This window comes from Sinomonas halotolerans, from assembly GCF_039615075.1.
GTDB classification, from domain to species: domain Bacteria; phylum Actinomycetota; class Actinomycetes; order Actinomycetales; family Micrococcaceae; genus Sinomonas; species Sinomonas halotolerans.
Genome location: NZ_JBDFRB010000018.1, coordinates 17,746 through 41,852, shown reverse-complemented (window position 1 = coordinate 41,852; position 24,107 = coordinate 17,746). Strand labels below are relative to the sequence as shown.

Sequence of the window (24,107 nt, the reverse complement as noted above, 5' to 3'; positions counted from 1 at the left end):
TCTGTTCGAGTGTCGGAGGGTGCACGTAGCGTGGGCGGCACCTAGTCAGCTCGAACGATGCAGTTCTGGGAGGTCCCATGCCACGCCTCAAACGCCGACTCGCCGCTGTCACCGCCGCGCTCGCCCTCGCCTTCACGGGCGGGGCCGCCGGCCCGGCCGCCGCCGACCCGCGCGCCACCGAGAAGACGCCCACCGTGGCCGGCACCGGCGGCGCCGTCAGCACCGTGGATCCGGAGGCCTCCGCCGCCGCGATCGAGGTGCTCCGCAAGGGCGGCAACGCCGTGGATGCCGCCGTCGCCGCCGCGGCGACTCTGGGGGTCACCGAGCCGTACAGCGCCGGGATCGGCGGAGGCGGGTACTTCGTCTACTATGAGGCCGCGACGGGCAAGGTCCATACGATCGACGGACGCGAGACCGCCCCGGCCGGCATGCAGCCCGATGCGTTCATCGATCCCGCGACGAAGACCGCCGAGAACCCGGCCGGCACGCCGTACCGCTTCAGCCCCGAGCTCGTGACCTCCGGTGTGTCCGTCGGGGTGCCCGGCACGCCCGCCACGTGGGAGCGTGCTCTCGAGAATTGGGGAACCCTGGGCCTCCGCGAGGCGCTCCGGCCTGCCATCAAGGTCGCCGACCGCGGGTTCGTGGTGGACGAGACGTTCAGGCAGCAGACCCTGGACAACCGCACGCGCTTCGCCCAGTTCTCCTCCACAGCGGACCTGTTCCTTCCCGGTGGCGACGCCCCCGCGGTGGGGAGCGTGTTCAGGAACCACGACCTCGCCGAGACCTACCGCCTCCTTGCCCAGCGTGGCGCGGAGGGCGGGTTCTACGCCGGCGCCCTCGCGGAGGAGATCGCCTCCGCCGTGCAGGCCCCGCCGCGGCTGTCCGCGGACGCGCTGCCCGCGGGCGTGCCCTACCTCCCGGTCCCCGTCGGCTCCATGACGGCCGCCGACCTCGCCGCGTACGCGGTGCGGGACCAGGCTCCCACGCGCGTCTCCTACCGCGGCTACGACGTGTACGGCATGGCTCCCTCGTCCTCGGGCGGCACCACGGTGGGGGAGGCGCTGAACATCCTCGAGCAGTTCGAGCTCGCGGGCATGGACGCGCCCGCGGCCCTGCACCACTACCTCGAGGCGAGCGCCCTAGCGTACGCGGATCGGGGCAAGTACGTGGGAGACGTGCCCGGCGTCCCGACGGCGGCCCTCACCGATGATGTCTTCGGCAAGGAGCGCGCGTGCCTCATCGACCCGCTCGCGGCGGCTCCGAAGCCTGTCGCGCCGGGGAATGTGAATTCGTACGACGGCGTGTGCCCGGCTGCTCCGGCCGCGCTCGCCGAGGACGCGGACACCGAGAACATCTCCACGACCAACCTGACCGTGGCCGACCGGTGGGGGAATGTCGTCGAGTACACGCTCACGATCGAGCAGACCGGCGGATCCGGGATCGTCGTGCCTGGGCGCGGGTTCATCCTCAACAACGAGCTCACGGACTTCTCGACCGTGTGGCGCGCGGACGACCCGAACCGCATCGAGCCGGGCAAGCGGCCTCGCTCGTCGATGTCGCCCACCATCGTCCTGCAGGACGGCGAGCCCTTCCTGGCCCTCGGGACACCGGGCGGCTCCACTATCATCACGACCGTCCTGCAGATGATCGTGAACCGGATCGACCTCGGGATGGACGTCTCGCAGGCCCTCGCCGCGCCCCGGGCGTCCCAGCGGAACTTCGCCTCCGGCACGGTCACGTCGGAGCCGGAGTTCATCGCCGCCTACGGGGAGGCGCTCAAGGGCTACGGGCACAAGCTCGTCCCGGCTGGCGACGCGCTGACCTCGGCCGCGGAGATCGGCGCGGCAACCGCGATCGAGTTCTCGCCGGGTGACGGGGAGGGCGGGGAACTGCGGATGATCGCCGCGGCGGAGCCGACGAGACGCGGCGGGGGCTCGGCCATGGTGGTGGCCCCCGCCCCCACTCCCTCGCCCTAGCCCACCCGTTGTGGGGTCCCGTCCGGTCGGTTGTGGGGTCCCGTCCCCTCAGTTGTGGGGTCCCGTCCCCCCGGTTGTGGGGTCCGGCCCCGTAACCGGGGGGATATGGCCCCGCAACCGGGGGTGGGCGAGGTCAGAGGACCCCGAAGGCCTCCAGGGACTGCAAGGACTCCTTCGCGTCCCACGCGAAGCTCGCGAGCCAGTGCGTGGACATGAAGTCGGGACTCTCGAGCCCCTGCAGACCCGCCTCGAACAGGGGGACGGCGGCGGAGGCGAGGACGCCCGCGGAACCGGGCCCGTCGGCGTCGTGCGCCAAGAGCGCGGCGGCGATCCTGGCCGCCTGCCCGGCCCGGCTCAGGTTGAGGCCGTGCAGGTGGACCAGATGGCCGTCGGACTCGTCGGTGACGGCTACCGGGCGCAGCATCTGCGAGCCGGCATCCAGACGGGGGAGGAATCGGCCGAACCACGCCGCGAAATCGGCGGGCGCGAGGACCCGGTGCATGAGGTCAGCCTCGCTCAGGCCCGCCGAGAGGAAGTCGTTCCCCGAGAGCTCCCATTCGGAGGGCCAGCCGGAGTCGTCGGCGAACCAGCGCAGCGCGGCGGCCTCGCACGCCCGCGCCCCGCGATCACGCCCGAGGGCACGGAAGGCATCCACGAGCAGTGCCAGCCCGAAGGCCGAATTGCCGTGCACGCCGTGCCGCACCGGGTATTCGGCCTTCCCGAGCCACGCGACAACAAGCTCCTCCACCGCGTCCGCGCACGGGGCGAGGGCCGCGCCCCACGCCCGGATGCCGCCGTCGTCCGCCGAGGCGCACGCCGCCGCGAGCCGGACGAGCCACGCCCAGCCGTAAGGCCGCTCCCATGAGGGGTTCGCAGCGAGGTAGGCCGCCTCGACCGCGAGGTTCTCCGCGGTGAGGTTCGCATCGAGGGCGTCCCGCAGCCGGGCCTCGGTGACGGGGTCCAGCGCGCCCGGGCCGGTTTCCCCGGCGCCGAGCATGCTCACCCCGAGCCAGTGCATGTGCACGCACGAGTGCCAGTCGAACGAGGTCCCGAACGCGGGGTGGAGCTCATGGGGCATCGCCGTGTCCCGCGGCGAGCGGCGAGTGTGGTGCGCGGCGTAGGGGTAGGCGCACACCAGGTTCTCGAGGACGACGGCGGCACACCGGGACGCGGCGGCGGGGAAGAGGGCGGCGCGGGGCTGGGTGGGGTCCATGGGGACCCAGTCTGCCCCACGGGCCCCCCGGCCCGGGCTGTCACGCGGGCAGCCCGGGGCCATCACGCGTGCGGTGCCACGTCCTCAGGGGCCTTGTCCGGGCGCCAGCCCCGCCAGACGGGGTGCCGCAGCCGCCCGCCCGCGGTCATCTCGGTGTACGTGACCTCGGCGACGCGGCGCGGCGTCACCCAGTGGGCGTCGCGGGTGTCCTCGCGGGGGACCCCGGTGAGCGGGGGTGTCTTGCGCTCCATCCCTCGCAGGGTTGCGGCGATCCGTGCCAGCTCGGCGTCGCCGAAGCCCGAGCCGACCCTGCCCGCGTACCGGAGCGCGCCGTCGTCGTCGGGGAGGCCGAGGATGAGTGAGCCGAAGGTCGCCGCCCGCGCCCCGTTGCCCTCGCGCCACCCGCACACCACCACCTCCTGGGCGAGCTCGTGCTTGATCTTGAGCCACGCGCCCGAGCGCCGGCCGGGCTCGTAGCGGGAGTCGAGCCGCTTGGCCACCACGCCTTCGAGGCCGTGCTCGGCGGAGGCTTCGAGCACGTGGTCGATCTCGCCGTCGAACACGGGGGAGAGCTGGACGTTCAAGGGGAGGCCGCCCTCGGCGAGGAGGTCCAGGGCCGCGCGGCGCTCGCGCAGGGAGAGGCGGGTGAGGTCCCGCCCCTCGTACTCGAGCAGGTCGAACAGCACGATCCTCACCGGGACCGCGCGGCGGGCACGTTCCACGTCCGCAGGCCGGGTGAGGTTCATGCGCTGCTGGAGCAGGCCGAAGTCCGGGCGGCCGCGAGGGTCCTGGGCGATGATCTCGCCGTCGAGCACCGCCGGGCCCAGCTGGGCGAGGCCCGCGAGCTCGGGATAGGTTGCGGCCTGATCGATCCCGCGGCGGCTCATGAGGCGCAGCGGCTCCGCGCGGGCATCCACGATGGCTCGGATCCCGTCCCACTTCATCTCGAACGACCATCCGTCGCCGCGCACCAGCCCGGGTGTGCCCGCCTGGGCGAGCATGGGCGCGGGCGCGGGACCGGTGCGGGCGCCCGGCGCCGAGGTGACCCCGGGTTGTTGGGTGGTGACCCCGGGTTGTTGGGTGGTGACCCCGGGTCGTGGGGAGGTGACCCCGGGTTGTGGGGAGGTGACCCCGGGTTGTTGGGAGGTGACCCCGGGTTGTTGGGAGGTGACCCCGGGTTGTGGGGAGGTGCCTTTCGCTCCCTGACGCCAGTGACCCTTCTCCTGGTCCTTCATGAGGTGCGCGAGCCAGTTCTCCTTGCCGTCCGAACCGCCGCCGTACCCCCCGCCGGGCCGGATGAGGGCCAGCCGCACCCCGGCGCCCGGCCGGCCGAGCCCCTCCGCAACCCCTGCGAGCCCGCCCCCCTCGCGGCCATGGAGGATCACGATGATCTCGTCCTCGCGCCACTTCTCCACCTCGTACGTCCCGGTGTCCCACACGTGCATCTCGCCCGCCCCGTACTCCCCGGCGGGGATGGTGCCGGTGAACGTGAGGTACTCGATCGGGTGGTCCTCGGTGTGCACGGCGAGGTGGTTGGTCCCGGTGTCCGCAGGGATGCCCTTCGGGATCGCGAACGAGGCGAGCACCCCCTCGTGCTCGAGCCGCAGGTCCCAGTGCAGCCGCCGCGCGTGGTGCTCGTGGATCACGAACGCCTCGCCCTTCCCCGGGGTCGGCGCCTCGAGGGGGACGGGCTCGGGCGTCTTCGCGGGGTCGCGCTTGGCGCGGTACTCGGTGAGGCGGTCGCCCGGAGAGGGAGGAGGCACGCTGGAGGAGGACGACGGCGAGTGCCCGCCGCCGTCGTCGTCCTCGCCGGAGGCACGCCCGCCGCCGCTCTTCCCGCCGCTGCTCCGGGGGCTGCGGGCGCGGGAACCCTGCGCGAAGGCGCGGGCCCGCGGGTGGGAGGGACTCCCGGCGTCGTGCGCCATCCGGTCCGCCGAGACGTCGGGGAGGACGGGCGCGAAGAGGTCTCCGAAGCGCTCGAGCCGCTCCGCCATCTGGTCGTAGCGCACGTGTGCGAGATCCGGCGAGCCGATCTCCTCCCACGTCCGCGGCGCGGCGACCATGGGCTGCAGGCGCCCGCGGAGGGAATAGGGCGCGATCGTGGTCTTCTGCCCGCTGTTCTGGCTCCAGTCCACGAGGACCCGGCCCGTGCGGAGGGTCTTCTTCTGGTCCGCGACCACGAGGTCCGGATGGTCCGCCTCGAGGGACTTGGCCAGCTCGCGGGCCACCGCGGAGACGTCCTCCCACTTCCGGGTCCCGTCCAGCTTCGCGTACAGGTGGATGCCCTTGCTCCCGCTCGTGACGGGGACGGAGGGCAGGCCCAGGTCCTCGAAGATCGGCTTCACGAGGTGGGCCACCTCGACGCATTCGGGCAGGCCGGCGCCCGGGCCGGGGTCCAGGTCGATGACGAGGCGGTCGGGGTTGAGCATCGTGTCGTCCTCGATGGCGCGCCACTGCGGGACGTGGATCTCGAGGGCGGCCATCTGGCCGAGCCACACGAGCGTGGCGAGGTCGTTCACCAGCGGGTACGTGTTCGTGGAGTTGCGGTGGTGCAGCGTGACCCGCTCGACCCACTCCGGCGTCGCCTTGTCGAGGTTCTTCTGGAAGAACACCTCGCCGGGCTCCTCCTCCGTGCCCACACCGTGCACCCACCGCTTGCGCGTCGCGGGGCGGTCCCGGACCGCGGGGATCATGACCGGGGCGACCAGCCGGAGGTACTCGAGGACGTCCCCCTTGGTGGTCCCGGCCTCCGGGTACAGCACCTTGTCCAGATTGGACAGGCTGACCCGGCGGCCCTCGATCTCGACGGTCTCGCGCTGCGACGCCATGCGGCAACCCTCCCACGGTCCTGGGCTGAGGGGAACAGCCCTCGACTGGTTCGTACCCCCGAGGGGCCGCGGGAACCGCGCCCGGCGCTCAGGGGGCAGGGGTAGACAGCTGGAGGCCCATGGAGCAGGCTTTCGGGGTGCGGTGCCGCCCCGACGCCCGCGCACTTCCATCACCGAGGAGAGGTTTCCCATGAAGTACAGGCGCCTTGGCAGGACCGAGCTGACCGTGTCCACCGTCGGAGTGGGGACGTGGCAGTTCGGCGGGGAATGGGGGAAGGACTTCTCGCAGGCGGAGGCGGACGCCATCCTGGGCCGCGCGCGGGACCTGGGGATCAACCTCGTGGACACGGCGGAGTGCTACGGCGATCACCTTGCCGAGGAACTCGTCGGCAGGGCCATCGCGCGCAGCCGCGACGAGTGGGTGGTGGCCACCAAGTTCGGGCACCGCTTCCACGGCCTGCACGAACGGACCCAGGAATGGTCCGCGCAGGAAGTCGTCGCACAGCTGGACCGTTCCCTGCGCGCCCTGGGAACCGACTACATCGACGTGTACCAGTTCCACTCCGGCGCCGACGAGGCCTTCGACCAGGACGAGCTGTGGGAGGCCCTCGGCGCACAGGTCCGCGCCGGCAAGGTCCGCCACCTCGGGATCTCGATCGGGAGCAACGCCAACGTGCACCAGACCGATCGGGCCACCGAGGTCGGCGCGAGCGTGATCCAGCTCGTCTACAGCCGCCTGGACCGGGAGCCCGAGGAGGAGGTCCTCGCCTCCTGCGAGCGGCAGGATCTCGGGGTCCTCGCACGCGAGGCGCTGGCCGGTGGGCTGCTGTCGGGCAAGTACGCGCCGGGCACCCGGTTCACGGATCCCGCCGACACACGTTCCCGGCGGCCCGACGAGCGGACCCAGGAGCGCCTTTCGGAGGTCCAGCGGATCGCCGAGGAGGAGGTGCCGCCGGGTGCGGACATGGCAGCGTGGGCGCTGGCCTGGTGCCTGCGGCAGCCGGCTGTCACCGCCGTGATCCCGGGCTGCAAGTCGGTCGAGCAGCTCGAGGCGAACGCCGCCGCTGCCGAGCTCGGTCTTCCAGCGGACGCCCGCTAGCGACGGCCGGCCGGCTGCCGCAGCGGGCAGAGGCACGACGGCGAGTGCCCGGCGTCGTGCCTCTGCCCGCCTTCGCGGACGGGCTGCTCGGCGATGCGGGCAGCGGCACTCGCTGCTCTTCGCCTGCCAGACCCTGTTTGGGCCGGCCCTCCACGGAGCAGGATGTCCCCATGGACCTCCCCGTGATGCCGCCGGTCGAACCGATGCTCGCCAAGCCCGTCAAGCAGATCCCGGACGTGGGGCACGTGGAGCCCAAGTGGGACGGCTTCCGCACGATCGTCTTCAAGGACGGCGACGAGGTGGTCCTCGGCAGCCGGAATGACAAGCCCCTCACGCGCTACTTCCCGGAGCTCGTGGAGAGGCTCCGCGCCGAGCTCCCTGCGCGCTGCGTGGTGGACGGCGAGATCGTCCTCATACGCGACGACCGACTGGACTTCGAAGCGCTCCAGCAGCGGATCCACCCGGCCGAGAGCCGCGTGAACCTCCTCGCCGAGCAGACCCCCGCCTCGCTCATCGCGTTCGACCTCCTGGCCCTCGGCGACGAGGACCTCATGGCCCGCCCCTTCGGCGACCGCCGCGACCTGCTGCGCCAAGCGCTCGGCGGGCCGACCGGCTCGGTGCACCTCACGCCGTCGACCGCGGACCTCGCCGAGGCCGAGCGCTGGTTCACCGAGTACGAGGGCGCAGGGTTCGACGGCGTGATCGCCAAGCCGCTCGACGCGAGGTACGAGCCGGGCAAGCGGACCATGTTCAAGGTCAAGCACGAGCGCACGGCGGACTGCGTCGCGGCCGGGTACCGCCCTCACAAGGCGGACGCGAACGCGCTCGGCTCGCTCCTGCTCGGGCTCTACGACGACGCGGGGACGCTCCATCACGTGGGCGTCGCGGCGTCGTTCCCCATGGCGAAGCGGCGGGAGCTGGTCACGGAACTCGCGCCGCTCGTCGAGGAGGACCTCGGTGCGCACCCGTGGGGGAAGTGGGCCGACCAGTCCGCCCACCAGGGACAGCGCCTGCCCGGCGCCGTGAGCCGCTGGAGCGGAGGCAAAGACCTCTCCTTCGTGCCGCTGCGGCCCGAGCGCGTGGTGGAGGTCGCGTACGACCACATGGAGGGTGACCGCTTCCGGCACACCGCTCAGTTCCGGCGGTGGCGCCCCGACCGGGACCCCGCGAGCTGCACGTACGCGCAGCTCGAGACCGCGGCAGCCTTCGACATCCGGCACATCCTCGATCTGGGGAACTGAGTGGTCACGGGCGGGACAGCGGCGTTCGCTCCCGCTCGTATCGGGAGCACTCCTGTGGATTGGAACGGCGTGTTGCCCCGCGCGGCGCGCGTGGCGGAGTCCATAACGAGCAGGAGCTGACAGCCCCTCCGGCCTCGGGCTGCACCATCGGGGGTTGACTTTGCAAAACGGTTTGCTGCACACTGTGATCTACCGCATACAAAACGTTTTGGAAGGAGCGGCGCGATGGGCAAGGTCGGCATCCGCGACGTGGCGAAGGCCGCAGAGGTCTCCGTGACCACGGTGTCCCACGCCCTCAGCGAGGCCAACCAGCACCGGGTCAGCCCCGAGACCCGCGAGCACGTCCGCGAGGTGGCCACCACCCTCGGCTACGCCCCGAACCGCCTCGCGAGCGGCCTGCGGAACCAGCGCTCCTACCTCCTCGGCCTCGTCAGCGACGAGATCGCGAGCACCCCCTTCGCCGGCGAGATGATCCTCGGCGCGCAGGACGCGGCCTATGAGCGCGGCTGGCTCCTCATGCTCGTGGACAGCGGCCGGAACTGGGACCTCGAGCAGAAGCAGCTCGCGGCGCTCCTCCAGCACCAGGTGGACGGCGTGGTCGTGGCCCGCATGTACCACCAGGAGGCCCGGGTCCCCGAGGGTGCCGGCCGCGTGCCGACCGTCCTGCTCGACGCCTTCGATCCCGAGGGCAGCTTCTCCTCCGTGGTCCCGGACGAGGAGGCCGCCGCCCGCACCGCGGTGCGCGAGCTCCTCGCGGCGGGCCACACCCGGATCGGCTTCATCAACAACGCCGACGACATCCCGGCCGCCGCCGGGCGCCTCGCCGGGTACCGCGAGGCGCTCTCGGAGGCGGGCATCGCGTACGACGCCGGTCTGGTCACCCGGGAGGCGCCCGCCGTCTCGGGTGGGCGGTCCGGTGCGCAGCGGCTGCTCGGCATGGCGGATCGGCCCACTGCGGTCTTCTGCTTCCACGACCGGCAGGCGTTCGGACTGTACGAGGTGGCGGCCCAGTTGGGCCTGACCATCCCCGACGACCTCTCGGTGGTGAGCATCGACAACTTCGAGATCATCGCCGACGGCCTGTGGCCGGGCCTCACGAGCGTGGCCCTGCCGCACTACGGCATGGGCCGATGGGCGGTGACGCGGCTCCTGGACGAGATCGAGGGCGTCGCGCCGGACGGCGAGACGGTCCAGATGCGCTTCGACTGCCCCATCGTGCGGCGGGGCTCAGTCGCGCCGCCCCGCGCAGGCTGACCCCGCAACCCCGGTTGGGGACATGACCCCCGCACGGCTTCGTGTGGGGTGCGGCTGCTGCAACAGCCACACCCCGATCGGAGCCAACCCACCCCCCGTCCCCCAAGGACAAGAGAAGAAGGAACGACGCTCATGAAGACAGCGCTCAAGCGGCTCCTGGCTGCCAGTGTAGTGGCCACCGCACTCGGCGGCTCCCTCGCGGCCTGCGGCTCCGGCTCGGGCAGCGCCTCCGGCGATGGTGCCAACGGCGAGGTGACCCTCTGGACGCACAATGCGGGCAACAAGGACGAGCTCGCTGCGGTCCAGTCGCTCGTGGACGAGTACAACGCGAGCCCGGACAAGAAGGCCACCATCAAGGTCCAGGCCTTCCCGCAGGACTCCTACAACGACTCGGTCGTCGCGGCGGCCTCGGCGAAGAAGCTCCCGTGCATCGTGGACATCGACGGTCCGAACGTGCCCAACTGGGCCTGGTCCCAGTACCTCGTGCCCCTCGAGCTCGAGGCGGACCTGGGCAAGAACCTCCCCTCCACGCTCGGCGTGTGGAACGGCAAGACCTACTCGTTCGGCCACTACGACGTGGCCCTCGCGATGCTCGCCCGGAAGTCGGACCTCACCGCCGCCGGCGTGCGCATCCCGACGATCGACTCGCCGTGGACCAAGGACGAGTTCGACTCCGCCCTGGCCAAGCTCAAGGGCCTGGGCAAGTGGGAGCACCCCCTGGACCTCGGCACGGCGGGCACCGGGGAGTGGCTCCCGTACGCGTACTCACCGTTCCTGCAGTCCGCAGGCGGAGACCTCATCAACCGCGATGGCTTCGAGACCGCGGAGGGCTCGCTCAACGGCGACGCCGCGGTCGAGTGGGCGCAGTGGTTCCGCGGCCTGGTGGACAAGGGCTACATGGCCCAGAAGAGCGGAAAGGACAGCACCGCGGACTTCCTCAACGGCAAGAGCGCGGTCCTCTACACCGGCTCGTGGGCCGCGGACAAGGCCCGCGCCGAGCTCGGCAAGGACCTCGTGGTCATGCCGTCCGTGGACCTGGGCAACGGCCCGAAGATCGGTGGCGGCTCATGGCAGTGGGGCGTGACGAGCGGGTGCAGGAACGCCGAGGCAGCCATGGACTACCTCTCCTTCACGCTCAAGCCGGAGAACATCGCCAAGATCGCCAAGGCCACCGGCACCATCCCCACCACGGCAGAGGCCGCCGAGCTCATCCCGGCCTACGCCCCCGGCGGCGAGAACAGCATCTTCCGCGCGTTCTCCGAGAAGTCCGCGGTACTGCGCCCCGAGACGCCCGCCTACCCGTTCATCGCCACCGAGTTCGGCAAGGCCGTCCAGGACATCCTCGCCGGTGCGGACCCCAAGTCCACACTGGACAAGGCGGCCAAGGACATCGACACCAACATCAAGTCCAACGGCGGCTACAAGGGCTGAGCCCGGGCCGGGCGGGGATCCAGCTCACGGACCCCCGCCCGCCAGACGCCGTCCCCCCCAGCGGACGCCGTCCTCAGCAGACGCCCGTCCTGACCTGACTGGAAGACCCCCATGACTGCCAACACCCTCTCGATGCACCGGCGCGAGGCGCGGATGGGCTGGGCCATGCTCGGCCCGGGCCTGCTCCTGCTCATCCTCTTCGTCGTCATCCCCGCCGGGCTCGCGTTCGGCCTCGCGTTCACCAACGCGCGCCTCATCTCCCCGTACCCGCCCCAGTTCGTGGGCCTGGACAACTTCATCCGCCTCGCCGAGGACGAGACGTTCTGGCGGGCACTGGCCAACGTGGCCTACTTCGCGGCGGTCGTGGTGCCGCTCCAGTCCGGGCTCGCGCTCGGCATGGCGCTCCTGGTCAACGCCCGGGTGCGCGGCGTGAACTTCTTCCGCACCGTGTACTTCCTCCCGGTCGTGACCTCCATGGTGGTCGTCTCGCTCCTGTGGCTGTTCATGTACCGCCAGGAGGGCCTGCTCAACGAGGTCATCCGGGCCGGGACCTTCGGCCTCGTCGAGGGGCCGGACTGGCTCAACGACCCCGCCACCGCGATGCCCGCCATCATCCTCATGTCCGTGTGGCAGGCCGCCGGCTTCCACATGATCATCTGGCTCTCCGGCCTGCAGACCATCCCCGGGGACCTCTACGAGGCCGCCGCCCTGGACGGCGTGTCCAACTGGCAGCGGTTCTGGAGCATCACGTGGCCCAGCCTGCGGCCCACCCGGAACCTCATCCTCGTCACCATCACCATCCAGGCGCTCAGCCTCTTCACCCAGATCGACGTCATGACCCAGGGCGGCCCGCTCGACTCCACGACCACGATCGTCCACCAGGCCGTCCAGACCGGGTTCCGCCAGCAGGAGACCTCCTACGCCTCGGCGATCTCCCTGGTCTTCTTCGTCCTCGTCCTCATCGTCTCGAGCGTCCAGCGCTACCTCACCCGGGAGAAGTCCTGATGACCACCACCCCAGTGCCAGAGACAGCCCGCCCACGCGCAGCCCGCACGGGCAAGCCCCGCATCGGCGGGCCGGACGCGGCGGCTCGGCGCGCCGTCGTCCGCGGGAACCCGGGCCGCCGCGGGAGGGGAGCCGCCACGCGCTCGCTGCGCCCCGGGACCGGGCTCGGCGGGTGGATCCTGCGCGCGGCCCTCGCGGTGGTGTTCAGCTTCCCGCTCCTGTTCATGTTCGTGTCCTCGCTCAAGCCGGACACGCAGATCTTCGGGGACATGGGCTCGCTCGCGGCCTTCCTGCCCGTGGGCCACCTCTCCTTCGAGAACTACGCGGCCGTGTTCGACCGCGTGCCCGCGGCCCGCTTCCTGCTCAACTCCGTGGGGATCTCCGCGGTGACCGTGGTGCTCGGCGTGCTCGTGAACTCGATGGCCGCCTTCGCCCTCTCCCGCATGCGGGTCCGCGGGAAGGGCGTGGTGCTCACACTCGTCATCGCCACCCTGATCGTCCCGTTCGAGACCCTCGCGCTCCCGCTCGTGTGGTGGGTCAACCAGCTGCCCTGGCTCACGGCCAACGGGTTCAGCCTCGAGCTCACCACGGGCTGGCTGGACACCTACCACGTGCAGATCGTGCCGTTCATCGCGAACGCGTTCTCCATCTACCTCTTCCACCAGTACTTCGAGTCCATCCCCAAGGAGCTCGACGAGGCCGCCCGCATGGACGGCGCCGGCTGGTTCACGATCTACCGCCGCGTGGTCATGCCGCTCTCCGGCCCGGCCGTCGCGACCGTCGCGATCCTGACCTTCCTGCCCGCGTGGAACTCGTACCTGTGGCCGCTCATGGTGGTCCAGACCGAGGAGCTGCGCCCGGTGATGCTCGGCGTGCAGTACTTCTTCCAGCTCAACGTCTCCTGGGGCGAGGTCATGGCGTACACGTCCCTCATCACGCTCCCGGTCGTGGCCCTGTTCATCGCCTTCCAGCGCGCGTTCGTCAACAGCATCGCGGCCAGCGGGGTCAAGGGGTGACGCGAGTCCTGGTGGTGGGGGAGAGCCTCACCGACATCATCCGGACCGCGGCCGGCACCCGCGAGCACCCCGGCGGCTCGCCCGCGAACGTGGCGCTCGGCCTCGCCCGGCTCGGCACGCCCACGGCGTTCCTCACGGCCCTCGGCCCGGACCCGCGCGGCGAGGCGATCGCCGCGCGGCTCGCGGCCTCGGGCGTGGAGGTCCTGCCGGAGTCGTTCTGCCTGCCCGTCACCTCGAGCGCGGCTGCGGTGATCGCGGACGACGGCGCAGCCTCCTACGAGTTCGACCTCGCCTGGGAGCTCCCCGGCGAGGTGGCGCTGCCGCCTGCACGGCATGTGCACGTCGGCTCCGTCGCCGCGTTCCTGGCCCCCGGGGCCGAGCGCGTCGAGGAGATCGTGCGCGCCGCCCGGAGGGGACCGGGCACGGGGGGACCGGGCGCGGGCGGCTCCGGCTCGACCGTGAGCTTCGATCCCAACATCCGCCCCGCCCTCGTCGGCCCGCACGCCGAGGCCCTGACGAGGTTCGAGCGCCTCGCCGGCCTGGCCGACGTCGTCAAGCTCAGCGACGAGGACGCCGCCTACCTCTGCCCGGGCCTTGCCCCGCGCGACGCGGCGCGCCGGATCGCGGACCGGGGGCCCGCCGTCGTCGCCGTCACCCTGGGCGCGAGCGGCTCGCTCCTGCTCTCGGGCGGGCACGAGGTCGAGGTCCCGCCAGTGCCAGTCGCGGTCCGGGACACGGTCGGGGCCGGGGACAGCTACATGTCCGCACTCGTGCACGCGCTCCTGGCCGCCGGGAGAGACCGGCTCGCCCCGATCGGTGCCCTCAGTGCCCATGCGCTCGCGGACGCCGGGCGGTTCGCCGCCCGCGCCGCTGCCGTCACCGTCTCCCGGGCCGGAGCCGAGCCGCCCCGCCTCACGGAAGTGCCCGCCGTCGAACCCGCAGCAGCCCCGCAGCCCGCCGCGCACCCCACAGACCACGAAGAGAAGCCATGACTGCCACTGCACCTGTCCGCGACGACTACCGCCCGCGCGTCCACTTCGCGCCCGCCCGGAACTGGATGAACGATCCCAACGGGCTCGTCTTCCACCGCGGCGTGTACCACCTCTTCTACCAGCACAACCCGTCCGCCCCCGTCTGGGGCAACATGTCCTGGGGCCACGCGACCTCGCCGGACCTGCACACGTGGACCGAGCAGCCCGTCGCGATCCCGTGCACCGAGCACGAGGCCATCTTCTCGGGCAGCGTCGTGGCGGATCCGGGCAACACGGCCGGTTTCGCCGACGGTGCGGCGCCGGGTTCGGACGGCGAGGAGGTCATCCCGCTCGTCGCCGTCTACACGAGCGCGTACTCCGAGGGCGCCGACCGCCCCGGGACCCAGGCCCAGTCCCTCGCGTACAGCCTCGACGACGGCGCGACCTGGACCAAGCACGCCGGCAACCCCGTCCTGGACCGCGGGTCCGCGAACTTCCGCGACCCCAAGGTCTTCCGGTACGCCGGCCCGGCGGGGGAGTACTGGGTCATGGCCGTGGTCGAGGCCGAGGAGCACCGCGTCCTCTTCTACGCCTCGGACAACCTCACAGAGTGGCGCTACCTCTCCGACTTCGGCCCCGCCGGGGCCATGGGCGGGGTGTGGGAGTGCCCGGACCTCTTCGAGCTGCCCGTGGAGGGCGTTCCGGGGGAGACCCGCTGGGTGCTGATCGTGAGCCTCAACCCGGGCGGGGTGGCCGGCGGCTCGGGGACGCAGTACTTCGTCGGCGAGTTCGACGGCGTGCGGTTCCGCGCCGAGGACGCCGCACCCGCCGCTCCCGTGGCGGCCGACGGTCCTGCGCAGGGCGCGGTGGGGCTCCGCGCGCTCGACTGGCTCGACTGGGGCCGGGACTACTACGCCGCGGTCTCCTTCAGTGGGGTCGAGGACCGGCGCGTCATGCTCGGGTGGATGAGCAACTGGGACTACGCGGCGGCGACGCCCACGGCCGCGGCCGACTCCGGCGCCGCGGGTGCTGTGCCGGGCGGGTGGCGCAGTGCGATGTCGCTCCCGCGCGAGGTCTCCCTTCACCGGGCCGGTGGGCGGCACGTGCTCGCGCAGCGGCCGCTGCTGCCCGAGGACCGGGGGCCCGTGCGCGGCGCGGCCGCCCTGCCCGCCGGGGCCTCGCGGTCCCTGCCCGCGGGCCGGACGCGGGTCGCGAGGGTGCCCCGCGGGGAGGCCTTCCGAGTCAGGCTCGCGCTTCCCGCCGGCTCGCCGGCCTGCACGCTGCGGCTGGTGACCGGTGAGGATGAGGGGGCCCTCCTGCGGGTCGACCCGGACGCCGGCATGCTCACCCTCGACCGTACGGGCTCGGGCCTGACAGACTTCCACGGACTCTTCGCCTCCGTCGAGGCGGCGCCGCTGCCCGGGGCCGAGGAGGGTGTGCGGCTCGACGTGATCGTGGACGCGTGCTCCATCGAGGCCTTCGCGCAGGACGGACTCGTGGCCCTCACGGACCTGGTGTTCCCGCGCGGGACGGAGACGGTGCTCGAACTCGAGGCGGAGGCCCCGTTCGCGCTCGCCGAGCTCGAGGTCACGCTGCTGGGCTGAGGCGTGTGGCCCCGGGCCGGGAGCTCCGGACGAGGTCGCGTACGGTCCTGCTCGTTATGGGGCTCGGCCGGGAGCCCGGCACGGCGTGCCGCGCGGAACCGGGGCCGTGTCGCGCCCCATAACGAGCGGGAGCGAACACACCCACAGGGAGGGCCCTTGCATCTCAGACCTCCTCGGCCGTGAGCTCCTTCGCGATCTCCCGCGCCCAGGCCTCGACCTGGTCCCAGTGGCGGAAGTCGCCGGAAGGCAGGGCGCTGCGGGGGTCCCCCGGCAGGTGGCTCATGGCCCTCTCGAGGACTCCCACGGGCGGGGAAGCAGGGTCCCACGCGCCGAAGAACACCACGTCCCCCCGGACGTTGAGCACGTCGGCGAACTTCTCGAACTCCTTGGGCTCGGCGGCCTCGAGCACGGGGCGGCCCTTCTCGTCCACGGTCTCCTCCCCGAGCGGGCCGCTGCTGAACAGCCAGATGGGCCGCTGGGACAGCTCGGCCTTGTGGCGCTTGGCGAATGAGGTCGCCTCCCTCAGCCAGTGGAAGGCGTACGCCGCGCTGCCGAGGATGACGGCGTCGTAGTGGCTGAGGTCCTCGACCTCGTGGACGGGCTTGACGGTGGCCGAGTGCCCCGAGGCGTCGAGCGCTGCCCCGATGCGCTCGGCGATGCCGGCCGTGGAGCCGTGCCTGGTGGCATAGGCGACAAGGATGTGCATGGCGTTCTCCGGGGGGGTGCGAACGGTGGCGATGAACGTGCCCTTCTCTCCCACAGTGCGCTCCCGGCAGCCGGGCAGACAGGGGCGAAGGGCCCGCCCGCACGGCTCGCCGGGGAGGAGTGAACCTGTTCAAGCCCGGGGATCTGCGGTTCACTGGGCACATGCGGTCGATCTGGAAGGGCGCCATCAGCTTCGGTCTGGTCAGCGTGCCCGTGAAGGTGTACAGCGCCACCGAGGACCACGACCTCAAGCTCCACCAGGTCCACGACAAGGACAGGGGGCGCATCCGCTACCAGCGCCGGTGCGAGGTGTGCGGCGAGGTGGTCGAGTACGCGGACATCGACAAGGCCTACGAGGAGGGCGGCCGCACCGTGGTCATCACGGACGAGGACTTCGAGTCCCTGCCGGTGGAGCGCAGCCGCGAGATCGAGGTGGTCGAGTTCGTCCCCGACGAGCAGATCGACCCCATGTTCTTCGAGAAGAGCTACTACCTCGAACCCGAGAAGGTCGGCGTCAAGCCGTACCAGCTGCTCAAGCGGACCCTCGAGCAGACCGAGCTGACCGCCGTCGTCAAGTTCGCCCTCCGGCAGAAGACCCGGCTCGGGGCGCTGCGCGTGCGCGGGGACGTCATGGTGCTCCAGTCGCTCCTGTGGCCGGACGAGGTGCGCGAAGCCGCGTTCCCCATCCTCACGGACACCGAGGTGAGGATCTCGGACAAGGAGCTCAAGATGTCCTCCTCGCTCGTGGAGAGCCTCTCCGCCGAGTTCGAGCCGGAGCAGTTCGCCGACGAGTACCAGGAGCAGCTGCGCCAGCTCGTCGAGGCCAAGCTCGCCAAGGGGGACGCCGTGGACACCGAGGAGACGTTCGGCGAGCAGCCCGAGGAGCGCGAGGGGGCCGAGGTCCTGGACCTCATGGAGGCCCTGCGGCGCTCGGTCGAGTCGCGCCGCAAGGCCTCGGACGGGGCCGCCGAGGCGAAGCCGTCCTCCGGCTCGCGGAGCCGGTCGAAGAAGGCCGCGGACGACGCCGGGGAGTCGCCCAAGCCCGCGCGCTCGCGCTCGCGGTCGGCGGCGAAGCGAGAGGACGCGGAGCCGCCGAAGGAGGAGAAGGCCGCCAAGGCCCCGGCCCGCCGCAGGAAGAGCGCAAGCTGACGCGTGGCCACGTCTCGCCCGGCGCGTGGCCACCTCTGGCCCAACGCGTGGCCACGTCTCGCCCGGCGCGTGGCGGGACGACCCCATCCGAGGAGCCGGCCCGCCGGGGCCTCGGCCGGCGCCCGCCAGCTCAGCGGAACGCGCCGCTGTATGCGTTGAGGGCCAGCTGGCCGCCGAGGTGCGCATAGAGGACGTTGCTGTCCGCAGGGATCCCACGGCTCGTGACGAGGTCGATGAGGCCCGCGAGGGACTTCCCCTCGTAGACCGGGTCCGTGATCATGCCCTCGAGCGAGGCGCCGAGGCGGATCGCCTCGACCGTGGACTCGACTGGGATGCCGTAGAGGTCCCCTGCCCAGCCCTCGAGGACCGTGATCTCGTCATCGCGCAGCTCGCGGCCGAGCCCGATGAGCTCGGCGGTGCTGCGCGCGATCCGCGCGACCTGCGCGCGGGTCCTCTCCAGAGTCGCGGAGGCGTCGATGCCGATCACGCGGCGTGGGCGGTCCTGGCCCGCGAAGCCGGCGATCATGCCTGCGTGGGTCGAGCCGGTGACGGTGCAGACCACGATCGTGTCGAAGAAGACGCCGAGCTCCCTCTCCTGCTGCTCCACCTCGTAGGCCCAGTTCGCGAAGCCGAGGCCGCCGAGGGGGTGGTCCGAAGCGCCCGCGGGGATCGCGTAGGGCGTGCCGCCCTCTGCCCTGACCTCCTCGATGGCGGCGCTCCACGAGTCGCGGAACCCGATGTCGAAGCCGGCCGAGTCGAGCGTGACCTTCGCGCCCATGAGGCGCGAGAGCTGGATGTTGCCCACGCGGTCGCTGAGGGGGTCCGGCCAGTCCACCCAGTTCTCCTGCACGAGCCGGGCCTTGAGGCCGAGCTTGGCCGCTACTGCAGCGACCTGGCGCGTGTGGTTGGACTGGTAGCCGCCGATCGAGACGAGCGTGTCCGCGCCCTGGGCGAGGGCATCCGGGACGAGGTACTCGAGCTTGCGGGTCTTGTTGCCCCCGAAGGCCAGCCCCGAATTGACGTCCTCCCGCTTGGCCCAGATCTGGGCGCCGCCGAGGTGCTGGCTCAGGCGCGGGAGGTGGTGGATGGGGCTGGGCCCGAAGGTCAGCGGGTAGCGCTCGAAGTCGGAGAGGGCCATAGGAGCTCCTTCGGAGAATGCGGGGGAATGCAATATATTGCATTCCGCACCCCTCCGACGTCAAGGCCTTCCCGCACGCGATATACGATGTGCGGCATGCCCGTCCCATCCCGCGAGGGAGTCCACAAGAGGTCCCTCCTGCGCGACAACGTGTACGAGTCGATCCGCGACGCGATCGTGGACGGGACGCTTGCGCCGGGGGAGCGGCTGCGGGACTCCGAGCTCGAGCAGTGGCTCGGCGTGAGCCGCACCCCCATCCGCGAGGCCCTCCTGCGCCTCGAGCGCGCCGGACTCGTCGTCTCGGAGCCGGGGCGCTCGACGACGGTGGCCCCCTATGATCCCGAGGCCACCCGGCATGCGCGGGAGGTGGTCGCGGCGCTCCACGAGCTCGTGACCCGGCTCGCCGCGCCCTCCCTCGACGAAGCCCTCCTCGCGAGGATGGCCGAGGCGAACGCCGCGTTCGCCGCCGCGGTGGAGGCTGGCGACGTCGAGGCGGCGCTCGCTGCCGACGGCGACTTCCACGGCGTGCTCATCGCGGCGAGCGGGAACCCCGTGGCCGCCAGCGCGCTCGAGCAGGCGGGCCCCGTGCTGCGCCGCGCGGAGCGCCTGCGGTTCGGCGGGCGGGAGGCCCACGGGTCGGTCGCGGTGCACGAGGAGATCATCGACTGCCTGCGGCGCGGTGACGCCGAGGGCGCGGCCCTCGCCAACCGCCGCAACTGGCTCGCCCTGGGCTGACGGGCCGGCCTCAGCCCGCGTCCCGCCTCAGCCCGCGTCCTGCCGCCGCCCCACGAACCCGTCCATGGTCCGGTTGATCCCGAAGAAGTCCGCCACGCGGTCGAACGCGCGGGTCGGCAGGACGCGCAGGAGCGGCACGAGCCGGGCGAACGGCGGCAGGATGATCTGCTCCCTGCCGGACTCGATCCCGTCGATGACCTTGAGCGCCACCTCGCGCTCCTCGAGGATTGGCAGGAGCAGCGGGAACCTCGTCTGGACCCCCTCGAACATGCCCGTGTTGATGTAGTACGGGCACACCACGAGGGTCCCCGCGCCGTGCCCGTCCGCGCGCAGCTCGGCCCGCAGCGACTCCATGAACCCGAGGGCGGCGAACTTGCTGGCCGAGTAGTCGGTCTGGTTCGCCACACCGATGAGGCCCGCGGCGCTCGCGATCGTCGCGACCGTGCCCCGGCCCCGCTCGACCATGCCCGGCAGCAACGCCCGCGTGACCCAGTACAGCGCGAGGGTGTTCACCTCGAGCGTGCGGCGCAGCGCGTCCTCGCTCGCGTCCAGCAGCCGCTTGCCCGTCACCACTCCGGCATTGTTCACGACGACGTCCACCTCGCCCGTGTGCCGGGCGGCCTCGGCCACCTGCGCCGGGTCGGTGACGTCCACGCGGCGCGCGATGGCGAGCCCCCCGGTGGCGACGACCTCGGCGGCCACCGACGCGCCGCCGTCGTGCGCCAGGTCCCACACGACCACCTCGGCGCCGCGCCGGCCCGCCTCGAGGGCCATGAGCCGCCCGATCCCGGAGGCCCCGCCGGTGATCAGGATGCGCGCCCCGGCCATGCGTGTTCCTCGGTACATGTGCTCCTCCTCAGCGGAAGCGGTTGATCATCCGGACGGCGCCCGTGAGCAGCCCGGCCCAGCGCTCGCCGCCCAGGCCGGGCCACGGCGCGATGGGCAGCAGCCGCTGCACGGCGATGGTCTGCGCCTCGGTGTACTTCAGGAGGCCCTCGGGGCCGTGCCGCCGGCCCAGCCCGGACTCCTTCCACCCGCCCATCGCTGCCGAGTGCGTTCCCCACGCGGCGGAGTACCCCTCGTTGACGTTGACCGTCCCGGCCTCGAGCCTCGCCCCGAGCCGGCGTCCGCGCGAGGGCGCGGTCCAGAGGCTCGCGTTGAGCCCGTACGGGGTGTCGTTGGCCCGCGCGAAGGCCTCCTCCTCGCTCGCCACGGGGTAGACCGCCACGATCGGGCCGAACGTCTCCTCGCGGCACAGCGCCGCGGACTCGGGCACGTCCGCGAGCACAGTCGGGGCGAAGAACAGGGGGCCCACGTCCGGCCGGGCCGCGCCGCCGGTGAGGACCCGGGCGCCCCGGGCAACGGCGTCGTCCAGCTGGGAGTGCACCCTCGCGAGGTGCTCGGGCGAGGTCAGCGAGCCGAGCTGCGTCTCCCACGAGGTGCCGGGCCCCATGCGCATCCCGGCGACCTCGGCCACGAACGCCTCGGTGAAGCGCTCGCGCACGGCCTCGTGGACGTAGATCCGCTCGGGCCCCACGCACAGCTGGCCCGCATTGGAGAAGCACGCCCGCGCGGCGCCGACCGCGGCGGCGGGGATGTCCGCGTCCGGCAGCACGAGCAGCGGGTTCTTCCCGCCCAGTTCGCCGGAGAAGCCGATGAGCCGCTCGCCGCAGCGCGCCGCGATCGCCCGGCCCGTGGCGGTGGACCCGGTGAACATGACGTAGTCCACCGCGTCCACGAGCTCGGCTCCCGTGACCGGGCCCGTGCCCGGCACCACGCGCGCCACGCCCTCGGGCAGGCCCGCCTCGCGCAGCAGCGCGAGGACGAGCAGTGCCGTGAGGGGCGTCTGGTGGTCCGGTTTGATGACCACTGCGTTCCCGGCCAGGAGGGCGGGCACCGAGTCCGAGGCCGGGAGCGTGAACGGGTAGTTCCAGGGCGTGATGACCCCGACCACGCCCTTGGGGTGGCGCAGCTCGGTGCTCCGGGTCAGGAGCGGGAGAGCGCCGACGTGCCGCTGCGGGCGCAGGAGGCGCGGCGCCGCGTGCGCGTAGTAGGCGGCCGTCCGCGAGGCGTCCATGACCTCCTCGAGCGCCGCGAGCCGCGCCTTGCCGGTCTCCGCCTGGAGGAGGTCCAGGATCTCGTCCCGCCGGTCCAGGACCAGCCGCGCGAACCTGTGCCCCACCGCCGCGCGCTCGCGCACAGGCCGCGCGGCCCACGCCCTCTGCGCCTCCCGCGCCCGGTCCACAGCGGCGCGCGCCTCGCCCTCGCGTGCCTGGCGCACGACGGCGAGCGGCCGGCCCTCGCTCGGGGAGGTCACCTCGAGCGCGGGTCCCGTTCCCTCGGCCAGCCCTGCGAGCGCGGCGAGGCGGGCGGGGCTCCACGACGCTGCCGGCCCTGCCGGTTCCGGGGCGCCGGGAGCCTTCTGGTGCAGGAACGGCATGGACGATGAGTCTGGCATCGCTAGCCTCCGTGGGAAAGGGCGGTCTCGGCTGAGGGGTCGGCCGCGGCGAGGTCGGCCTCGACGAACCCCACGCGCGTGCGGCGCTCGAGGAGGTCCGCGACGGTGAGCGCGCCCTCGTGCAGCACCCCGTACACGAACTCCGCCGCGATGGTGGGGCAGCCCGGCGCGACGGGCTGCGCGAGGGCAGGGTCGGCGTCAGCGAGCGCCTGCACCTCGGCGGCGAGAGTGCCGTAGCGGCGCACGAGCCGCGCAGGGGCGCGCACCGCGGCCAGGGCCTCGGGCGGTGCCGCGCCGAGGAGGGGAAGGCCCCGCGTGCGGCAGGCCGCGGTGCGCCCTGTCCCGGAGGGCGTTCCCCTGCGGCGCAGGACGGCGTCGACCGCGTCCTCGGCCATGCGCCGGTAGGTGGTGAGCTTGCCGCCCGTGACGGTGATGGGCCGGCCCGGCTCGTCGATGAGGAGGTGCCGGCGGGAGGCGTCGGCGGTCCCCGCGCCCGAGCCCCCGTGCCTCCCCGCGCGCGAGCCGCCGTGCGCGCCCGCGCCGCCGTGCGCCGTCGTCCGTGCCACGAGCGGGCGCAGGCCGGCGAACCTGCCCACGACGTCCGCGGGGGTGAGCGGACGCTCGAGCACGGTGCTCATCGTCGCGAGGAGGAAGGCCTCGTCCTCGGGCGGCACGGCGGGGGCGAGTCCGTCCGCGCCGGGCGCGGGCTCGTCGGTGACTCCCAGGAGCACGAGGCCGTCGCCCAGGGGGACTGTGAAGGCGAACCGGCCGAAGTGGCCGGGCACGGGGGCGCTGAGCTGGGCGCGCGGGAAGCCGAGGCGTTCGGCGCGCAGCACGAGGTGGGAGCCGCGCGAGGGCGTGATGCGCAGGGAGGGTTCGAACTCGTCGCCCCACACGCCGGTCGCGAGGACAACGTGGCCGCGGGCCTCGAGGCGCCCGCCGGTGATCCGGTCGGCCAGCTCGGCGCGGTCGGGGCCGAGCGGTCGGGCGGCGCAGTGGGTCACGATGTCCGCGCCGTAGGCCGCGGCGGTGCGGGCGAGGGCGATGACGAGGCGCGCGTCGTCCTCGAGCTGCCCGTCGTAGTACGAGGTGCCGCGCAGGCCGGGCCTGGCAGCGGGGACGAGCTCGCGGATGCGCTGGCCCGAGACGCGCTGGGGCCGGGGCAGGAGATCCTCCGGTGTCCTGGCCGCCCGGCGCAGTGCGTCCGCGAGGACGATCCCGGCGCCGCCCGCCGCCGCCGCGAGCCGGCCCGTGTCCGGGACGATGTTCGCGAGCGGGCGCACGAGGTGCGGGGCGATCCGGGTCATGAGGCAGTGCCGCTCCCGCGCGGACTCGTAGGCGATTCCCAGATCCCCCTGCGCGAGGTAGCGCAGGCCGCCGTGGACGAGCTTGCTGCTCCAGCGGCTCGTCCCCGCGGCGAGGTCCACCCGCTCCACGAGGGCCGTCTGCAGTCCCCTCGACGCGGCGTCCAGCGCCACGCCCGCGCCGGTCACCCCGCCCCCCACCACGATCACGTCATACCGCTCCTCGGCGAGCCGGGCGAGCGAGCGGGCGCGCTGGGCGGCGTTGAGGCTGCCGGGGCTGTGGGGGCCGCCGGGCCGGGGGCTGCGGTTCACGGCGAGGCCGTCGGCGTGAGGTACGCGTCCACGAGGCGGGCGGCCTCGGTAGGCCAGTCCGCCTGCCCGGCCGTGCCCTCCAGGAGGCGCCGGCCCACCACGAACGGGGTGAGGGCCTGGACGATGACGACGGCGAGGGTCCGGGGATCGCCCGCACGCGCGCTCCCGTCCGACTGGGCCCGTCCGATCTCCGCCGCCATGAGCGCCACGACGACCTCCTGGCTCCGTCCGAGCCTGTCCACGAGGTAGGGCAGGAGGAGCTCGGGGTCATGGTCGAGGAGCGCGCGGACGAGCCCGTCCCCCCAGAGCCGGCGGATCCCGTGCTCGGTGATGGCCACGAGCCGGGCCCGCGCGTGCTCCGGCGATCCCCCGGACGCCGCCTCCGCAGCCTCGTCGAGGATCCGGGCGAACTCGGCCGCGAGGGCGTCGAGGACGAGCTGCTGAGTCGACTCCGCCCGCCGGTACAGGGTGGCGCGGCTGAGCCCGGCGCGCTTGGCGATCGAGGTCATGGTGGCCCGGCGGAGGCCGTAGGCCACGACCTCGGCGCGCGTGGCCTCCATGAGCGGGTCCCTGCTCGCCTCGCCCACGGCGGCTCCCTTCGTGCGGCGTCGCGCGCTGCGGCCCGCGGACGCAGTGCTGGACACTGAGTGCTGAGACAGTGAGGCAGT

19 protein-coding genes are annotated in these 24,107 nt (G+C 72.8%); 11 read left to right on the top strand and 8 right to left on the bottom strand.

What is annotated here, in order from left to right; translation table 11 throughout:
- Window positions 1-77: 77 nt before the first annotated feature.
- Window positions 78-1,976 (top strand): gamma-glutamyltransferase, encoded by a 1,899-nt coding sequence (gene ggt / locus ABCQ75_RS14830; protein ID WP_345886369.1) that lies wholly within the window; start codon window positions 78-80, stop codon window positions 1,974-1,976.
- A gap of 133 nt (window positions 1,977-2,109) precedes the next feature.
- On the opposite strand, the gene ABCQ75_RS14825 is transcribed toward ggt, so the two are convergent.
- On the bottom strand, window positions 2,110-3,189 hold the full coding sequence (locus ABCQ75_RS14825) for a DUF2891 family protein (protein ID WP_345886367.1): 1,080 nt from the start codon (window positions 3,187-3,189) through the stop codon (window positions 2,110-2,112).
- 62 nt (window positions 3,190-3,251) lie between these two features.
- On the bottom strand, window positions 3,252-6,017 hold the full coding sequence (locus ABCQ75_RS14820; protein WP_345886365.1) for an ATP-dependent DNA ligase: 2,766 nt from the start codon (window positions 6,015-6,017) through the stop codon (window positions 3,252-3,254).
- Between the two features lie 190 nt (window positions 6,018-6,207).
- Between ABCQ75_RS14820 and ABCQ75_RS14815 the strand changes: the two genes are divergently transcribed.
- The 8 genes from ABCQ75_RS14815 to ABCQ75_RS14780 all read left to right on the top strand — a co-directional run bounded on the left by ABCQ75_RS14815 (window position 6,208) and on the right by ABCQ75_RS14780 (window position 15,638).
- Window positions 6,208-7,116, top strand: a complete 909-nt coding sequence (locus ABCQ75_RS14815) for an aldo/keto reductase (protein ID WP_345886364.1) — start codon at window positions 6,208-6,210, stop codon at window positions 7,114-7,116.
- Window positions 7,117-7,286: 170 nt separating this feature from the next.
- The gene (locus ABCQ75_RS14810) at window positions 7,287-8,357 is read left to right on the top strand and encodes an ATP-dependent DNA ligase (RefSeq protein WP_345886363.1); all 1,071 of its coding nucleotides are present in this window, start codon (window positions 7,287-7,289) and stop codon (window positions 8,355-8,357) included.
- A gap of 225 nt (window positions 8,358-8,582) precedes the next feature.
- Complete coding sequence (locus ABCQ75_RS14805; protein ID WP_345886361.1) at window positions 8,583-9,611, top strand: LacI family DNA-binding transcriptional regulator; 1,029 nt, start codon at window positions 8,583-8,585, stop codon at window positions 9,609-9,611.
- A gap of 132 nt (window positions 9,612-9,743) precedes the next feature.
- The gene (locus ABCQ75_RS14800; RefSeq protein ID WP_345886359.1) at window positions 9,744-11,042 is read left to right on the top strand and encodes an ABC transporter substrate-binding protein; all 1,299 of its coding nucleotides are present in this window, start codon (window positions 9,744-9,746) and stop codon (window positions 11,040-11,042) included.
- Between the two features lie 111 nt (window positions 11,043-11,153).
- On the top strand, window positions 11,154-12,047 hold the full coding sequence (locus ABCQ75_RS14795; RefSeq protein ID WP_345886357.1) for a carbohydrate ABC transporter permease: 894 nt from the start codon (window positions 11,154-11,156) through the stop codon (window positions 12,045-12,047).
- Window positions 12,048-12,271: 224 nt separating this feature from the next.
- Window positions 12,272-13,063 carry a carbohydrate ABC transporter permease gene (locus tag ABCQ75_RS14790; RefSeq protein WP_427916115.1) on the top strand — a complete coding sequence of 264 codons (792 nt, stop codon included), beginning with the start codon at window positions 12,272-12,274 and terminating at the stop codon, window positions 13,061-13,063.
- On the top strand, window positions 13,060-14,055 hold the full coding sequence (locus ABCQ75_RS14785) for a PfkB family carbohydrate kinase (protein WP_345886354.1): 996 nt from the start codon (window positions 13,060-13,062) through the stop codon (window positions 14,053-14,055). Before ABCQ75_RS14790 ends, ABCQ75_RS14785 begins: the two co-directional genes overlap by 4 nt.
- Entirely contained in the window at window positions 14,052-15,638 is a 1,587-nt protein-coding gene (locus ABCQ75_RS14780) for a glycoside hydrolase family 32 protein (protein WP_345886353.1), read from the top strand. Before ABCQ75_RS14785 ends, ABCQ75_RS14780 begins: the two co-directional genes overlap by 4 nt.
- Before the next feature lie 163 nt (window positions 15,639-15,801).
- On the opposite strand, the gene ABCQ75_RS14775 is transcribed toward ABCQ75_RS14780, so the two are convergent.
- Entirely contained in the window at window positions 15,802-16,398 is a 597-nt protein-coding gene (locus ABCQ75_RS14775; RefSeq protein WP_345886351.1) for a flavodoxin domain-containing protein, read from the bottom strand.
- A 107-nt stretch (window positions 16,399-16,505) separates the two neighbouring features.
- Here ABCQ75_RS14775 and ku point away from each other — a divergent pair, with 107 nt between their 5' ends.
- Window positions 16,506-17,492 carry a non-homologous end joining protein Ku gene (gene ku, locus ABCQ75_RS14770; protein WP_345886350.1) on the top strand — a complete coding sequence of 329 codons (987 nt, stop codon included), beginning with the start codon at window positions 16,506-16,508 and terminating at the stop codon, window positions 17,490-17,492.
- 130 nt (window positions 17,493-17,622) lie between these two features.
- On the opposite strand, the gene ABCQ75_RS14765 is transcribed toward ku, so the two are convergent.
- The gene (locus ABCQ75_RS14765; RefSeq protein ID WP_345886348.1) at window positions 17,623-18,630 is read right to left on the bottom strand and encodes a 1-aminocyclopropane-1-carboxylate deaminase; all 1,008 of its coding nucleotides are present in this window, start codon (window positions 18,628-18,630) and stop codon (window positions 17,623-17,625) included.
- A gap of 96 nt (window positions 18,631-18,726) precedes the next feature.
- Here ABCQ75_RS14765 and ABCQ75_RS14760 point away from each other — a divergent pair, with 96 nt between their 5' ends.
- A complete protein-coding gene (locus ABCQ75_RS14760) occupies window positions 18,727-19,365 on the top strand; it encodes a GntR family transcriptional regulator (RefSeq protein ID WP_345886346.1) in 639 nt (212 codons plus the stop codon).
- Window positions 19,366-19,392: 27 nt separating this feature from the next.
- Here ABCQ75_RS14760 and ABCQ75_RS14755 read toward each other — a convergent pair whose 3' ends face one another.
- From ABCQ75_RS14755 to ABCQ75_RS14740, 4 genes are read right to left on the bottom strand one after another with little or no spacing between them, the layout of a single operon-like run.
- The gene (locus ABCQ75_RS14755; protein ID WP_345886344.1) at window positions 19,393-20,211 is read right to left on the bottom strand and encodes an SDR family oxidoreductase; all 819 of its coding nucleotides are present in this window, start codon (window positions 20,209-20,211) and stop codon (window positions 19,393-19,395) included.
- Between the two features lie 10 nt (window positions 20,212-20,221).
- Window positions 20,222-21,805 carry a succinic semialdehyde dehydrogenase gene (locus tag ABCQ75_RS14750; protein WP_345886343.1) on the bottom strand — a complete coding sequence of 528 codons (1,584 nt, stop codon included), beginning with the start codon at window positions 21,803-21,805 and terminating at the stop codon, window positions 20,222-20,224.
- 20 nt (window positions 21,806-21,825) lie between these two features.
- On the bottom strand, window positions 21,826-23,439 hold the full coding sequence (locus ABCQ75_RS14745) for a glycerol-3-phosphate dehydrogenase/oxidase (protein ID WP_345886341.1): 1,614 nt from the start codon (window positions 23,437-23,439) through the stop codon (window positions 21,826-21,828).
- The gene (locus ABCQ75_RS14740) at window positions 23,436-24,026 is read right to left on the bottom strand and encodes a TetR/AcrR family transcriptional regulator (RefSeq protein ID WP_345886340.1); all 591 of its coding nucleotides are present in this window, start codon (window positions 24,024-24,026) and stop codon (window positions 23,436-23,438) included. Before ABCQ75_RS14740 ends, ABCQ75_RS14745 begins: the two co-directional genes overlap by 4 nt.
- Window positions 24,027-24,107 lie beyond the last annotated feature (81 nt).